Below are 16200 nucleotides of genomic sequence, written 5' to 3'. Positions count from 1 at the left end.
CAATTCCTGCGGATAAACCAGACGATCTATTTATACATGGCTACAGGAGAAATGTCTATCTTTATTTCCTTCTAATTATGGTTAGGACTTGTCCCCATCCTTCGGTGTGTCCTCCACCATCTTGAACATCCCCAGCAACCCTTGCAATTGCTCTGCCATGCTGTTCAGATGTGCCGAAGACGAAGCAATCTCTTCCACCGATGCCAGCTGTTCCTGCGAAGATGCCGAGACGGATTCCGTATTCGCAGCAGATTCTTGGGTCACGATGGAAATATCGTTCATTGCTTGGGCAACGTGGGAAGCACCATTCTCCAGTTGCTTCGTCGTTTCGGACAAGTCATCCAGCGTATGAACAGCATCTTCCACGGCCCCTCGAATCTGGGCAAAGGATTGCCCGGACGTGTTCACGGCCTGAAGCCCGTCTTCCACTCGAGTCTGAGCTGCATTCATTGCGTTCAGCGCAGCATCCATGTCCTGACGGATATTGTGAACCAACTCACCAATTTGCGCTGCAGAGCTCCCCGATTCTTCTGCAAGCTTGCGCACCTCTCCCGCAACAACAGCGAAGCCGCGGCCAGCATCGCCCGCTCTTGCCGCTTCAATAGAAGCATTCAGGGCAAGCAGGTTGGTCTGTTTTGAGATGGTGGCGATTACATCTACCATGCTACCAATCTCGACGGACCGGGCATTCAGGGACTGAACCACAGTCGCCAGATTTTCCACTGTTTCCTGAATGCTGTTCATCTGTTCCACAGCCTGGCCTGCAGCCTCATTTCCTGAGTATGCCGCTCCTGAAGTGTGTCGCATGTTCTCTGTAATAGATTGCACACGTTCGGACATCAAGCGAACATCTTCCGCCATACGACTCATCATTCCTGATCCATCCGTTACACTCTTCACTTGCTGCTCGGCACCTTCGGCGAGTTCCTGAATAGCCATCGTTGAATGTTCAATGGCCTTGGTTGTTTGATCTGCACTGGCGGATAATTCCTGCGAAGAGGCAGATACCTGCTCAGCCGTTTCCTGCACACCTAGAATCATCATTCGCAAATTATCGACCATTCGCTCAAAGTACTTCGCCAGATCGCCAACTTCATCTTTGCGTCCTGTTTCCATTTTCACAGTCAGATCACCTTTGCTCACGGCTCTCGCGGATTCCTGCAGACGTTTGATTGGACGCAACATGGAACGTGTAAACCAGATAATGAACAATAACGTTAGAAGAGTAGCCGCCACGATAACTATCAAGGTTGCCATCCGGATCTCTTTGCTTGCATTGGATACTTCACTCTTTAACAACGTGCCGCCTATTTTCCAGCCTGTCGCTTCATTGGTTGAATAAATCATCGTTTTGGCATCTTCATTATAGATATAATCGAACTCGCCTTCGTTACTCTCATACATTGGATCAAGTGTTGTCGTCTGTTCTGGTGTACCAGCTTCCACAACTGGCGATACGACATAGTTTTTTTTCGAATCCAGGATAACGACATATCCTTCTTTGCCCACCTTAATGGACGCCTGCTCACGCAGCTCAGTCAGATTCAGGGATAAACCTACAACACCCGATTGATCTTCAAGCGTTTTGGATACAAATACAACCGCAATACCATCCGTATTCTTTGACACAGGTGAAACTACTGCAGTACCCGGTTTCTCCATTGCAAGCTTGTACCATTCCCGTTCCCGCGGATCATAACTGGACCCTTGTCCACTACCAGTTGATTCCTTACCACGGACCATCACGCCCTCTTTGGTCCCCACAAAAATATTTAAAGCATCTGGATGCAGTCCTAGATACTGTTTCAGTTTCGTCTCAAGTTCAGGACTGTGACTTTGCCCTTTGATCACGGCCTTTTCGATCACACCGGCAAAATAATTGATATCATTCATCTTCGCATCCACATGTGTCTCAATGATGGAATTCGTTGTGTCCACACTTTGTTTGGCACTATCCATCAGTTGGTCTTCCACCGTATGATCCGCGATAAGCAGCGTAACGATCCCTATGGTCAGACTAGGCAACAGTAAAACTGCCAGGAAAGACACCAGTAATTTATTTCTGATGTTCCAGACGAAACCTTTTTTCTTCTTGTTCTTCTTTTTCGGTTTATTATCTTTGGATTTGGCAGGTTTGGTTGCTGCCTTTACTTGCTCTTTCTCCCGAATTTCACTCATCATACTTCTCCCCCTCCAAATAAATCTGCCCTTTTTCTTTTTATGTAGAACCTTCCTGTTCTGAATAATCAGGTGTCATATAGACATCAATGTAATCTGAAGGCCTATCTTATATATCGGCTGGAAGAGCATATTTATTTGTGTGAAATATTAGCATGGCATGTCAAACAAACCACTCTCATAACGCAAAGTGGCTTGTTCGGTTTAACGATATTTTACTGTATGTATCAGGCAGAGGTTTTTCCATAGGGTCCTTGTGGCGGATATGCCGACGGCTTTCCAAAGTAATACCCTTGCGCCAGGCCGATCCCTACAGAACGACAGAATTCAAACTCCTCGATTCGTTCGATACCTTCCGCAAGTACCCGCCCGCCAAATCGGCGCGACATCTCAACAATATCGATAATTTGCTGTTGTTTGGTCAAATCATGATCACAACGATCAATGAGACTCCGATCTATTTTGACAAAATCCGGTTCCAACCGGTTCATTAATTCAATTGTCGAGAAGCCGGCACCCACATCATCCAAGGCAACCGACATTCCATGAGAGCGATACACCTCAAAGATATGCTGCAAGATGGACATTTGCTGAATCTGTTCCGTTTCCACCACTTCAAATACAAAATCCTTAGGGTCGAGCGAAAGGCGTTCAATCGCTTTAAACGTATGTGTCAGGCAATATTCGGGGTTATAGATGGAAGAAGGCAGGAAATTTACGAACCGTTTGACACCCTGCGGTAAAAGAACGGCACTCGTCTCAATGGCAGCAATACGTGCTGTCCGATCCAGAAAAGAATGCAAGCCGGTATCCCGTGCAACTTCAAATAATTCATATGCACTGAAGAATCTACCATGATCGGCAGGACGAAGTAAAAATTCAAATCCGATAATCTTCTCCGATGCATCTACGATCGGCTGCATATAACTGCTGAATTGATGTTCCAGGATAATGGAAACCAGATCTGCATGCTTAAAACGGGACTCCTGCATGGAGGGGCTAATCCAGCTGTCATCATCTACCTGACCATGCAGCGGAGTGATCTGGACCATTAGCCTATCCAGCAGAGTCGCCTCAATTTTCAAAATATCCTCTATACACCCCTGTACAGATTCCAGATTCAAAAAATGCATCCAGACGAGTTCATCCGAATGTTCGACATGTCTTCCCTGCATTTGCAGTGCATCCAGCAAAGCGGGGGAGATGGGACGCATATACAGGGTACCTTGATCCTCTATAGGATGAATTGGACTGCATCCACTGCAATTCATGTAGAACCCCCTTGCCAGTTTGTGATTCCATCTCATTAATGTTTACTGGTATATACCCAAAGTTTGTAAATATTATAGCATGGGCATTGAAATTTATCTCTACTGTTTTGATGACTTCAACTATGACGGTTACTGATGCTTTAACGTATCCGCATAGGATGAAAAAGACCGACAGTCTGATGACTGTCGGTCTTCATTTACCGCTAAAGATCTTAAGAAGCGGGAATTACGATTTTCTGTCCAACTTTAAGATTGTGCACATTTGTAATTTGGTTTGCGGAAACCAGCTTGCGCCAGTCGACACCATATTTCAGACCGATACGGTAAAGGTTATCCCCTTTTTTCACCACATATACCACTTTGCCGCCTGTTGGTTTCTCAGGTTGCGGCTTGGTTGTAGGTTTAGTTGGAGTTGGGTCCGGCTTTGTAGGCGTTGGAGCAGGCTCCGTACCCGTTTCTGGAGTCGTTGTGGCTTCTCCTGTCAATTTCAAGCCATACTCAGCAAAACCATCTTTGTTCGTACCAATGAAGGACATCGCCGGGTTCGCCTCTACCAGTGCTTTGGCATCCGGGGAAGACGCGAACACCACTTCAAGATCGTTAAGCGCTGCTGCAGTTACACCTGCAGAAGGCTTGATCGGTGCAAGCGACCAGTTGCCGTCTGCTGTCGGGTTAATCGTTTTGTTCTCACGGATGTAATCAATGATCACTTGACGGTTCTCATCCGGTGCAGCCAAGACGATACGTTTACCGTCCGGGTTAGCCAATTTGGACGAAGAAGCACGATAGTTATTCGTTGCCACAATGAATTTTTGTGCTGGATCAACCGGTTTGCCATTAAAGCTCAGGTCTTTGATCCGACTCGCCGATGCATTGACGACAGTTGCTTTGCCATCGTACTTGGCTGGTTGAGTTACATCAATTTGGTACGTAACTCCATCGATAACATCAAAGTTATACGTTGGGAAGTCCATATTGACGAGCTGTTGTTGTCCGCCTTTTGCCGGGTCGATCTGGTTGAATTGACCTGCAGACCATTCCAGCCATTCTTTCAGCTCAGCGCCGTTAACCATAACAGCATGTACCGTATTTGGATACACGTACAAGTCAGCTACGTTTTTGATGGCAATTGTTCCTTTAGGAATATTCGTGTAATACGAAGCTCCTGAACGTCCACCTGCTTTGAACGGAGCTCCTGCAGACAATACAGGTATACCTTCATATTCTGTTCCTTGCATCTGTTTTTCAACATACCACTTCTGTGCATTCGTTACGATTTGAATGGATGGATCATCCTGAACCAGTGCAAAGAAGCTGTTGATAGGAGCTGTCGTTTCACCAACTGGACCACGTACATACTTAAGAGTACCTTCATGCTCGTCATGAACAGCATCAACGATCTCTTTATCCGCATCTACCAGCGCTTTTTTGTTGGCTGTATCATAGATTGGGCGTGCCTCCACTGCGGAGTCTACCACTTTCCATTTGCCATCTACCTGCTCGAGTTCCAGATCGATAATACCAAGGTGGTCTCCCCAGAAGCCTGGTTCAACGGAAGGAACACCATTAATTGTACCTTTTTCAAGGTCTACACCTTTTTTACCCGCAAAATCAGCGCTCGGGAATACTTTGTGGGCATGTCCGAACAGGATGGCGTTAATACCTTCAACTTGGCTCAGGTACAATACCGAGTTCTCCATCAGATCCGTTTGCGGAATATCTTCAAAACCGGAGTGAGGAATAGCCACAATAATGTCGGCACCTTCAGCTTTCATTTGTGGAATGAATTTTTTCGCAGTAGCGATAATGTCCTTGGCAATGACTTTGCCTTCCAGATTAGCGCTGTCCCACTGCATGACTTGTGGCGGTACAAATCCGATGACACCCACCTTGATCGTATGCTCTTTGCCACTCTCGTCGGTAACTTTTTTGTCCAAAATTTTATACGGAGTAAAATAGTTCTTGTCATTCGTCTCATCGTCATCGCCGTCATCTACATATACGTTGGCATTAATGTAAGGGAAGTTCGCACCTTCCAGCGTCATGTCGAGGAAATCCAAACCATAGTTAAACTCATGGTTACCGATGTTCCCTGCATCATAATCAAGCAGATTCATCGCTTTATATACAGGGTGAGTTTCACCCTTTTTGAGTGGATCAATCTTCGCTACATAATCCCCGAGCGGGTTACCCTGGATCAGGTCACCGTTGTCGAACAGCAGGCTGTTCTTTGCTTCATCACGGGCTTTTTTGATCAGCGTAGCCGTCTTCGCCAGACCATACTGGTCTGTCTCTTTGTCGGAATAGTAGTCATAGTTAATCAGGTTGTCATGAATGTCCGTTGTTTCCATGATCCGCAATTTAACTTTGGTAGCGTCCGCAGCCGATACAGGTACCGGAAATACCGCAAGCACGTTTAATGCAACCAAAGCGGCAGTTAGGCTCGATAATACTTTTTTACTCTTTCTCAAAATAACCCCTCCCGGTTATGTACATTGAATCATGCATTAGTAAGCAAACGAATAAGCGCAGAAATAAAGGTAGATCTCATGGGTTGTTCGTACCGGCTCTCTGATCATACACATCAAAATTCCAGGTTAGTTTATCTCACATGAACATCTATTCATATCTGTGCGTACCGTTTACATTCCAAATCATAACGCAATGTCCAACCATTGAAAAGCATTATTTTTACGTTATCCGCACATACCAGCTTGAGTTTACGCTATCATGCGTGATTTCGACATGTTTTGCATGTTTTTGGATGAAAACACTTTACACACGCTGTTAAAAACGTATATTACATACGGCTGACATCCATATCCATTTCAGCTTAATCCATGTCGAAAAACCGTGAAGCCTTCTGGCATCCACGGTTTGATATGTCTTTTCTGAATCGTCAACGCTGCCTTTCACTTCGGAAAGGAGATGTTCATGAGTTGGATTTTACTGCTCCCACACGTGATGCTCATGATCTTTGCCCGTATATTCAATCCGACTTGGTGTAATGTCCAAAATGACGTAGTTCGGATCGTTTGGGCCGTCAAACCATGCCTTCAGCTCATCATTCCATACCTGCTCGCGCAGTCCTTCATTTTTTGTCACTTCGCATGTTCCTTCAATCTCGACCACTTCCTTGGAGCCACCCGCTTCATAACCAAGCAAAAGGCTGACGTGGGGATTATTCTCCAGTTCCTCCACCTTGTGTGTACGGCGATTAGTCGCCAGATGAATGTTCATTCCATCGTTGAACAGCGCCATATAGCGGGATTTCGGTTTACCATTCTCCACTGTGGAGAAACTGCAAAAAGGGTTGTTTTCCAATGCTTTTACAATATTTTGTTCCAATTCAGTCTGGTTCATGGAAATGCTCCTTTCAGTTTGGGGGATATGTTTGAAGAATCTTGTAGGCGGCCGTTACGGGTACGGATCGTTCTTTCGATCGCTGTTATCCCCAGATTTTTTTTGAAATCCTATTTCATAGGATAAAATCCGGGGATAAAGGCGCACGCTACGCTTCTTCAGAATCGATTCCGTCCCCTTCACTACGTCTACAGTTCTTCCAAAATTGAGGAGTGGGTAAGCTAAAGTTCAAACAGAAACCTGTCACGCCTCAACTTTGCAGGTTTCGCTTCTTTATGTTTTATCCGCTCCGTTGCCGTGTAACTCTTCGTTCCGCTTATATTAAGATGTTGTATATAAGCCTGTACTTATAGTGTACCCGCCTCACCTGTGGTGAATCCATGAACCCGTTCGTAAACGTGACAGTTCTGGTAATTTATTTATATAAATGTTTGCATAAAAGAACATGCCTTTATTTACTTTTGACTGATTTTAGTTCAAATCCCCAAGGTAAATGCGTGAAGAACCCTCATTTCGCAATAACTCACCAATGGTTTTTGGATACAAACGAACCTGGGATAACTCTTCAAGAGGAATCCATTCTACGGCTACCTGATGGTCGTCCGGGTTCGAGCCTTCAAAGATTGTAGCTATCGGATCAATCAACTTGCATTCAAAATAAAATTCAACCTGATGAACATCGGCATCCCACTCGGCAAATTCATGGTTTTTTCCGATATATTCCCGGATATGCAGCAATTCTCCCACAGTCACCGCCTGGCCAATCTCCTCCAGACATTCACGGGCAACGGCATCCTTGAGTTCTTCGCCTTTCTCCTGTCCTCCGCCAGGGAAAACATAAGCGTCACCATATTGATCCTCCAACCGGATCACCAGCAAACGCCCATCCTGTACAATAACAGCCTTCGCCGAATTACGTATCGGTTTCATGCTCTGATTTCACTCCTTACAAACTCGTATAGTTCGACCTCTGGCCCTCGGTTCCTGTAGCAGTCATCTAGCAATTCCAGGCGCAGACAGTGTAACTCCCTGAGATTCAAGCAACGTGCGTATCTCTTGAGCAAACGCAAGTGCGTGAGCTCCGTCACCGTGGATACAGATCGTCTCAGCCTTTATGGGTACAAGTGTACCTTCCGTGGACACAACGATTCCCTCTTTCACCATCCGCAGCACTTGAGCAAGAGCTTGTTCCGTCTGCTGAATGACAGCCCCGGGCTTACTGCGTGGTGTTAGCTTCCCATCAGGTCCATAGGTTCGATCTGCAAAAACCTCACTCACACTTCGCAGTCCAATACGATCTGCTGCCTGTATCATTGCACTTCCGGCCAGACCATAGAGATACAAATCCGGTTGTACCTTATAGATGGCCTCGGCGATGGCCTCAGCGAGCTGATTGTCCTCAGCAGCCATATTATACAAAGCTCCGTGAGGCTTCACATGATGCATGCGCCCCCCGCATGAACGGACAAAAGCATCCAGCGCGCCAATCTGATATACCACCATGTCATAGGCTTCCTGTGGGGTAATGTCCATACGTCTTCTGCCAAAGCCCTGCAAATCCGCCAGACCGGGATGGGCGCCGATAGCGACCTGATGTTCCATGGCTTGCTGCACCGTTTGACGCATCGTTGTCGGGTCACCCGCATGGAATCCACAAGCGATGTTGGCTGATGTGATCAGCGGCAGAATCGCCTCATCCGAAGCCATTCGATACACCCCGTAACTTTCGCCGAGATCACAATTGATATCCACCGTATTCATTGATGATCCCCCATTTCTGCCAATCTCCCGCGAACGAGCCGAACAGTCAGTCTCCAATTCAACTCCTGCTCCAGGAATAGTTGCTGTGCTTCTTCATATGTAATCCGTTCAAAGGTAACCCGCGCCCCTGGCCCTGCCTGTGCCAGTATCGGCAAATCCACTCGGGCCACCTGTGCAATCACAGGATAACCCCCAATGGTCTGATGATCGGCCATCAATAGGATCGGCTGACCATCCGCTGGCACCTGGACCGTGCCATAAGTGACGGCTTCAGATAACCGCTCCAGCGGCTGACGGAGTTCCAGCTTCGTACCCTTCAGTCGATACCCCATCCGATCCGATTGGGGAGAGATCACATATCGCTCCTTATAGAATCGTTCCAGGCTACTTTCATCAAACGCTGCACTGTCTTTGCCTGGCATAACACGAATGACAGGGTCAGTCTGGTATGCGGGCCACTCATTGCTGGACAAGTACCAGCCAGGTGCTTCGATCCGCCGGTTGTTCTTTTCAGCGAGCAAGCTCAATCCATGTAACGTCGCTTGCGCTTCAAGAGAAACTTCTCCCGCAAACAACCTGTCTCCCTCCTTCAAGGCACGCCCTTCAATCCCACCGAAGCCTGTCTTAAGATCCGTGCTTCGACTGCCCATGATCTCAGGTACTGCAATCCCACCAGCAATCGCCATATAGGTCCGCAAGCCGGAACGGCATCGTCCAAATCTCAGCACACTTCCAGCAAGCAATACGACCGGACGCCATAGCGGAACAGGTTGGCCATCCACAGTAGCCGACAGATCCGCACCACATAAAGAGATCAGCCGATTTTCATGGAAACGAAGCTCTGGTCCCGTCAACGTTATCTCAAGCACAGCCGCATCAAGGAAATTACCAATCAGTACATTGGCTGCTCTGGCTGCAAATGTATCCATAACCCCGCCCGGATGTACCCCATATTGGCGAAAGCCCGTTCTCCCTTCATCCTGGACGGTGGATAACAGACCTGGGCGAATGACCTCGATACTCATCGTTCGCCCTCCTTTTGTTCCAGATACTCCTGAAGTGATATCGATGCAAAACGAACCCGGTCACCCGCTGCAAGCAGGCTTGGTGGATTTTCCTTCGGACGAAATAACGCCAGCGGCGTGCGGCCGATACATTGCCATCCGCCGGGAGTCGCCACCGGGTAAACTCCCGTTTGTTTGCCGCCAATGCCCACCGTACCCGCTTCAACCGAAAGCCGCGGTGTGGCTCTTCTGGGCGTAGCGATCTTCTCCGATAATCCGCCCAGATAAGGAAAACCCGGTGCGAACCCGATCATGTGCACCAGGTAATCGCCGGATGTGTGAATGGCTATCACTTCATCTGGCGTAAGCCCATGTTCAGTAGCTACATAATCCAGGTCAGGGCCCAGTTTACCACCATAACATACGGGAATCGTGATGGTTCTGGGTTGTACCAACGTTGCTTCTTTCATCCTATTCAACTCATGAAGCAGCATCCTGCATACCTCATGGTACGGAGAGATCAACGGATCATAGAACAGCGTGACTGATGCAAACGATGGTAACCACTCGATGATGCCCGGCAGTTGGCTCTTTTCCAGCAAAGCACATACAGACATCACCCTGCGGTGCACCGCCTCGGATATCGTATTCCCACAACGGATCATAACTCCTGTCTCACCCAGAGGAGACAGCAAATCCTCAGTCCATGAATACGGCAGTTCAGTCATGCCATCTCCCTCCTCGTGCACAAGTTTATAATCCCTTGATCATTTTTTCTCCAAAGCCTGCAATATAAGTGAACGAACTGCCGGAAAGGGCTCTGCTTCTTCTGTGCGTATGGCCAGATAAAGCGTCTGCAGAAAGACGCGCACATTCAGGCTCATCTGGCTGATCTCCAGAGGGGATTTCCCCTCCGTCTTATCGTTTGGATTCAGTGAATCGATCCACGATGCAATATCGCTTTGCTCCAGCAGATTGCGACGAAGGATGGTGACCACGGCATGGGCCATCCGCTGATCCTCATCATGAATGTAGACAACACCTGATTCGGTTATTTTCAACGTGAGCGCATGCAAAAGTCCCAGCAAAGCTCCCCGCTCCATATATGGCGACTGTGCCAGATCTTCAACCGCATCTGCCGCGTGTGCCGGAGCGTGCGCCCAGCCCTTATCATCGGTATAGCCGCGAACATCTTTTTCAAGCTCCAGATACGCAGTCAACCGATGATGGATAACTTCTATATCTTCCTTTTTCAGAAAGGAACGCTGACGATCCACATTCAGAATTGGAGGCAGTAACAATACGGAGAAGGTACGGGTAAACACACTGTCTGTCCCCTGTTCTCCGATCCCATGAAAAAGGTGCTGGTCATCCAGCGCCATCTGTAACAGCTGCCTAAGCTGTTCTTCCGAAAATATGTCCTGTCCAATCCAGGTCGCAAAGATAACATAGATCAGTTCATCCCGCAGGACCGGGTCTGGACTTCCAATATGCTGCATCATATGCATAGCCCATTGGTAAGGCTGTTCCACTTCCTGGGCGGATAGATTAGTCGACTGAATATGCTGTAATTTCTGTTTGAGTGCCAGAGAGCATCCATCTATAACGAATCCTTGTTGGAGTCCAAATGTACGCTGCAATTATATAACTCACATTGCCAAGACTCCGCTTCCTTAGAGATCCGGGTGATCGACGTGTTGGACAGCTTTGCGCTCACATCCAGTTCGGGCACTAGCCCTCGCAGTGTATTCCGAAGAATGGCGCCATGGCTGACAACAATCACTCTACCATGGGGATGCTGACGTACAATATCTTCAATCGCGGCACTCCCTCGAATCGTACCTGCATCCGCAAGCTCCCGGCCCAGGTCCAGATTACTCCAATTCGCTCCCCACCGGGCTAGACGCTCGGCTTCGGTCGTACCTTCCACCTGTCCACCGCCCATTTCACGTAACCTCGGGTCCAAATGAATTTCCTGAATGCCCAAACGGTCGCCAATGATACGAGCCGTCTCACTTGCACGCTCCAGGTCACTTGCATAGATGGCATCCCACGTTTCCTCACTCAATCTTGCAGCAAGCAATAGCGCCTGTTCTCTTCCTTCCTGATCCAGCGGATTATCCGTCTGTCCCTGGGAACGTTTTTCCTTATTCCACGCCGTACTGCCATGGCGAATCAATGCGATCTGTGTCATTGCTGTTCCTCACCTTTACCTTTTTCTATGCGTAATTCATCATCTGTAAAATGTTTTCGTGTCTTCGGTTTGGCAAATTTGCCACCATTATATTGATCCGAACCGTTTTTCGGAATGGAAAGACTGTCCCACGAAGTTTCTTTGAGCATTTTGGCTGTATGGATAATCTGCCCTACATGATAGGGATAGTGCGCTAATTGCCGAATAACGGCTTCCATGACGGTATGCCCTTCATTGCGAATGTATATGATATGAGACAGTTGCTCCGGTGTAAAAGAACGAAGGGCTCCAAGCAGACAGTTCCAGCCTTCCTCCCATTTGGCGAGCAGTTCTTCCCGGGTCGAGAGTTCATTCACGAATTCGGCATCACGTTCACGCCACGGCTTCTCTCCATCGCTTGTCAGCACATCCGTCCAACGGGACAGCATATTGCCCCACAGATGCTTCACAATAACCGCAATGCTGTTCGTATCTTCATTCCAGGATTGAAATAGTTGCTCCGACTCCAGTTGCTCCATGGCCTTCTCTCCAAGCTGCTTGTAATACAAAAATTGCTTCTCGGCTGTATCCAGGAATACCTGATTCATATCCACGCCTTCACAACCCTTCGTTAAATGTCTTTATTCCGGAAAAGAAAACGTCCCATCCTCATTCGGTTTAAAAGAAATCACTTTTCGTACAGCATCCAGATTAAGTTCACCATAAATATGTGGAAATAGTTCATTCAACTCATAGAGATCCTCATACACCAACTCAGGCTTCAAGGCCTTCTCATCAATACCAATCAATAGCAAATCCGTACGCCCCTGATAATATTGGGCTGCAACCCATGGGATCTGTTCTTTGGTGGAACAATGAATGAAACCATCCGTCTCCAGACTATCCGGTGCATATACGCTCTGCTTGGATACCTGCTCCCATACCGCTTGGGAAATAATACTGTAGATCATTGTTCCGCCTCCTTCAAATTTCTTCTATGTATCTGTACACCATTGGAAATATTATAGATCATCCCGGATACGGGAGTACAATTTTTGATCCGTAAACACACCTTTGATCTTCAACTGTTTACGCAGCAAACCTTCAACCGACATGCCCAGCTTCTCCATCACTCGTGCAGATCCGATATTGCCTGCATTGCATTTCCCCTCCAGCCGATTGCAGTCCAGTTCCTGAAAACAGTATTCAACAATCGGCTGCATCGCTTCTGCTGCGAGGCCTTTGCCCCAACAACTGCTGGCAATCGCGTATCCCAGTTCAGCACTTTGCATGGACTCATTCAGATGAAAAATGCCGCCTCGCCCGATCAGCTTTCCGGTTTCCTCTAGAACAAAGGCCCATATATAGACCATTTTTTTCTCATAGTTGTCCAAAGCTCTCTGAATATATTGAACGGAGTCATCGATCGTTTCATGGCAGTTCCACAAACTTTGCTGACTCACTCTCGGATCGGAGGCAAAGCTAAAGTAATCATCGAGGTCGTTGAGCGTAATACGTCTCAGTATCAACCGTTCTGTCTCAAACTCGGGTGATTCCGCAAAAAGCTTCTCAATATTCAAGTAAGTCACTCCCCATCATCAAGCCTTCTTATTTCTCAGGAAATAACGATCAATCCCATACACACACAGAATGCCGACAGCATACCTCAGCAAATCCATCGCCAGAAATCCATGTCCCAAAATAAGCGCACCCAGCACCGTTGAACGTACTTCGTTTAGCCCAGGGGTCTGAATCATTTGTGAACATTCGACGGCCCAGCTAAAAACCAGGCTCACCATCATCGCCAACTCTCTGCTGCGATTGATCCATACCATGCGTACCCCAAAATAAATCATCCCTGCCCATAAGGCATCACCGAAATGCTCCCGCACAAAATCCGGCAAAAGCACGCCAAAGTGTCTGGAAGCCAATCCTGTCATCATGGTTATGATAACTGCGATGAAATAAACCAGCCTGCCTTTGAAGAACGACGTCATCAATGGATCAAATGCTTTCATCAAGAACTTGTAAAATAAATTCCGTTTTGGCAGCGGTATATGCTTCTCTGTCGTCCTTATTTTCATCAGCAAGCTTAGATTTCAAGGTCGCGTAGGTCTCTACCAGGTCCGGGCGCCGTCTCAGCACATCCCGAAACTGGATTTGGCGATCCCAACGTTCCTCTCCTGGACGCATCAGATGAAGATGTACCACTCTCTTGCCATCTTTCACTCTGACCCAGAATCGTCTGTATTCCCGACCATCCAGTTCAGGCGGAACGTAGTTCCAGTCGGCCGGATTCAGCTGATCGGCAATCCGTTCCATGTCATCCCATGACTGCACTTCTCCCATCAGATCAATGATGGGCTTGGCGGGCAACCCCGGAATGGACGTGCTCCCGATATGTTCGAATCTATGAATATTGAGCTGCTGTAAAAGGTCTCGGAGCTGGCGGATTTCTTCCTCAGCCTGTGAGCCCCACATGGGATTAGCCTCAACAATCTGTACCGATTCTGTTGCCCATGCAGGCCAATTTTCCGGTTGCAGATGGTCTCTCATTCAGATGCTTCCTCCTTTATGCGATTGCATTTCAGTCGGTATTTCTCAAGGTACTTCAAATGGGCTTGTTTCTTCGTGTTCTCAACTGTCTCAATCATCCCCAGTGTCAGTATCGAGAGTAGGGTAAGAAGAAGATATTTCATGTAAACCAAACCATCGGGTTTGTTATCTGAGCTTATAATTGGAGAATTCAGTTTCATCACGTCCAATGCCTTTTTTTTGGTTTAAAGCATCTGTCTTCTATATCCTAGAATTTTTTATACCTAAAAGGGGCGTATGTCTACGCCCCATCTGTTTTTGTTCACGATGATGAAAATACCTCAATTGATATGCTTCAATCGTTAAAACTTTATTTTACCGTTACCGGTATTGTAACTTTTTTGTTGCCCCACTTGGCGGTGATGGAAGTTTTGCCTTTACCCACGGCTACAATCTTGCCACCTGTTACTGTAGCTACACTTGGTTTGGTGCTGCTCCACACGGCACTGCTTGTTACGACCGTGGTCTTGCCTGTATCATACTGCGCCATCACACTCAGTGTCGTGCTTGCCTGCGGTGATAACACCAGTTTTTTCTGGCCTGCAATCAGCTTTTTGAGCAAAGGGACGACGGTAACCTCTGCCTTTATTGTCTGATTTTGATAAGTTCCTGTCAAGGTGGCTTGTCCTTCGGTCAGTGTTTTGACTGTCCCATTTTTGACAGATGCAACATTATTATTGGAAGAGGTCCATGTCACCTGTTTCGAAAGATTAATCGTTTTCCCATTGGCATATGTACCGATCACCTTCAAAGCCTTCGATTTCTTAATATTCAATTGCATGACGGCAGGTGTCACTTCGACTTTGGTAATCTCATCCGTAATGGCTACGGGAACTTTAACGGTCACTGAGCCATATTTGCCTTGCAGCAGCACTCTGCCAGGCGTAATCCCTTTAATTTTGCCACTCTCCAGCACCGCCGAAGCACTCGATACCGACCATACAATCTCAGACGTGACGTCTTCTTCCTTACCGTTCGCACGCTTAATGCTTACTTTAGGGAGAGCACTCTCACTGCCTTTAACAAAATTATAGGATTTCGGTGAAGCGGTAATGCTTTTGATTTTATCCTGAACCTTAACAAGCAATTGCGCTTTCGCACCATCTACCTGTGCGTATATCGTTGCTTCTCCCGCTGATACAGCTTTCACTTTGCCTTTTACGATGGTGACGACAGCTGCGTTACTTGTGGACCATGTGACGCCCTCCGTAACATCCTGCTTGTTATCAAATCCTTCAATAACCGCCATCACTTGAAGCGTAGTTGTCTGGGATACACTCATCTGTTGCGGACTGCTGTTGGTAATCTCGATGGAGGTCACATCACCCGTGGCTGCTTGGACCAGTGATGGAGCCAGCATCGTGCATACGATGAGCAAAGCGAGCATCCCACGCAATGCTATTTTCATTCGATTCATCTCAATGTTCATCTCCTATAATCCATTATTTTACTCCTATTATATTATATCGGAAATGTATTGCATGATAGTGAATAATGTAGGAGCAATATTTCGGATAAGAGGAACATTCGACATCTTCCTGGATGGAGTTGTGAAATACTGTTAATAGAAGCTACGTTAAGAATAGGGGTGAACTATGGATTGAATAGAAACGCCTGAAATACAGGAAAGAATCAACTGGGCTAGCTGTCTTAACAGGGATTTCTTCCTCGCTCCTGGCGCTAACGAACCCGCCGCATCTTAAAAGGTGGATGATCAAGGACGGCAGCGTTTAACGAATCTCAATAACGTTATTCCATCATAAAATGGCGTTAGAAGCTATAAATCGACCCAATCGACAAAATAAGGTCTCTATGATTCGTTATAACTCAAACCTGTGAAAATTGGAGCGAATAG

16 protein-coding genes are annotated in these 16200 nt (G+C 47.1%); all 16 read right to left on the bottom strand.

Annotated features, from left to right (window positions below; translation table 11 throughout):
- Positions 1 to 81 precede the first annotated feature (81 nt).
- Positions 82 to 2181, bottom strand: a complete 2100-nt coding sequence (locus tag ACFTRD_RS24845) for a methyl-accepting chemotaxis protein (protein ID WP_379384705.1) — start codon at positions 2179 to 2181, stop codon at positions 82 to 84.
- A gap of 224 nt (positions 2182 to 2405) precedes the next feature.
- Positions 2406 to 3449 (bottom strand): EAL domain-containing protein, encoded by a 1044-nt coding sequence (locus ACFTRD_RS24840; RefSeq protein WP_379384703.1) that lies wholly within the window; start codon positions 3447 to 3449, stop codon positions 2406 to 2408.
- 212 nt (positions 3450 to 3661) lie between these two features.
- The gene (locus ACFTRD_RS24835; RefSeq protein ID WP_379384701.1) at positions 3662 to 5920 is read right to left on the bottom strand and encodes a bifunctional 2',3'-cyclic-nucleotide 2'-phosphodiesterase/3'-nucleotidase; all 2259 of its coding nucleotides are present in this window, start codon (positions 5918 to 5920) and stop codon (positions 3662 to 3664) included.
- Between the two features lie 475 nt (positions 5921 to 6395).
- Positions 6396 to 6812 (bottom strand): pyridoxamine 5'-phosphate oxidase family protein, encoded by a 417-nt coding sequence (locus ACFTRD_RS24830; protein ID WP_062322544.1) that lies wholly within the window; start codon positions 6810 to 6812, stop codon positions 6396 to 6398.
- Between the two features lie 471 nt (positions 6813 to 7283).
- On the bottom strand, positions 7284 to 7742 hold the full coding sequence (locus ACFTRD_RS24825) for an NUDIX domain-containing protein (protein ID WP_379384699.1): 459 nt from the start codon (positions 7740 to 7742) through the stop codon (positions 7284 to 7286).
- Between the two features lie 63 nt (positions 7743 to 7805).
- Positions 7806 to 8573, bottom strand: coding sequence for a LamB/YcsF family protein (locus ACFTRD_RS24820; protein WP_379384697.1), 768 nt, complete (start codon positions 8571 to 8573; stop codon positions 7806 to 7808).
- Positions 8570 to 9598 carry a 5-oxoprolinase subunit C family protein gene (locus tag ACFTRD_RS24815; protein ID WP_379384695.1) on the bottom strand — a complete coding sequence of 343 codons (1029 nt, stop codon included), beginning with the start codon at positions 9596 to 9598 and terminating at the stop codon, positions 8570 to 8572. Before ACFTRD_RS24815 ends, ACFTRD_RS24820 begins: the two co-directional genes overlap by 4 nt.
- A complete protein-coding gene (pxpB, locus tag ACFTRD_RS24810) occupies positions 9595 to 10305 on the bottom strand; it encodes a 5-oxoprolinase subunit PxpB (protein ID WP_379384693.1) in 711 nt (236 codons plus the stop codon). The genes ACFTRD_RS24815 and pxpB overlap by 4 nt, the downstream gene beginning before the upstream one ends.
- Before the next feature lie 39 nt (positions 10306 to 10344).
- Complete coding sequence (locus tag ACFTRD_RS24805; RefSeq protein ID WP_379384691.1) at positions 10345 to 11217, bottom strand: DUF2785 domain-containing protein; 873 nt, start codon at positions 11215 to 11217, stop codon at positions 10345 to 10347.
- Positions 11178 to 11771 carry a histidine phosphatase family protein gene (locus tag ACFTRD_RS24800; RefSeq protein WP_379384689.1) on the bottom strand — a complete coding sequence of 198 codons (594 nt, stop codon included), beginning with the start codon at positions 11769 to 11771 and terminating at the stop codon, positions 11178 to 11180. Before ACFTRD_RS24800 ends, ACFTRD_RS24805 begins: the two co-directional genes overlap by 40 nt.
- A complete protein-coding gene (locus ACFTRD_RS24795; RefSeq protein ID WP_379384687.1) occupies positions 11768 to 12358 on the bottom strand; it encodes a DUF1572 family protein in 591 nt (196 codons plus the stop codon). The genes ACFTRD_RS24800 and ACFTRD_RS24795 overlap by 4 nt, the downstream gene beginning before the upstream one ends.
- A gap of 33 nt (positions 12359 to 12391) precedes the next feature.
- Entirely contained in the window at positions 12392 to 12721 is a 330-nt protein-coding gene (locus tag ACFTRD_RS24790) for a DUF952 domain-containing protein (RefSeq protein ID WP_192262687.1), read from the bottom strand.
- Between the two features lie 51 nt (positions 12722 to 12772).
- Positions 12773 to 13330, bottom strand: a complete 558-nt coding sequence (locus tag ACFTRD_RS24785; RefSeq protein ID WP_379384685.1) for a GNAT family N-acetyltransferase — start codon at positions 13328 to 13330, stop codon at positions 12773 to 12775.
- Between the two features lie 18 nt (positions 13331 to 13348).
- On the bottom strand, positions 13349 to 13768 hold the full coding sequence (locus ACFTRD_RS24780) for a ribosomal maturation YjgA family protein (protein ID WP_379384683.1): 420 nt from the start codon (positions 13766 to 13768) through the stop codon (positions 13349 to 13351).
- Positions 13755 to 14306 carry a GrpB family protein gene (locus tag ACFTRD_RS24775; protein WP_379384681.1) on the bottom strand — a complete coding sequence of 184 codons (552 nt, stop codon included), beginning with the start codon at positions 14304 to 14306 and terminating at the stop codon, positions 13755 to 13757. Before ACFTRD_RS24775 ends, ACFTRD_RS24780 begins: the two co-directional genes overlap by 14 nt.
- Before the next feature lie 349 nt (positions 14307 to 14655).
- Positions 14656 to 15762 (bottom strand): Ig-like domain-containing protein, encoded by a 1107-nt coding sequence (locus ACFTRD_RS24770; RefSeq protein ID WP_379384679.1) that lies wholly within the window; start codon positions 15760 to 15762, stop codon positions 14656 to 14658.
- Positions 15763 to 16200: the final 438 nt, after the last annotated feature.

The organism is Paenibacillus sp. NPDC056933, from assembly GCF_042674385.1.
Classification (GTDB): domain Bacteria; phylum Bacillota; class Bacilli; order Paenibacillales; family Paenibacillaceae; genus Paenibacillus.
This window is presented reverse-complemented; position numbering and strand designations above follow the sequence as displayed.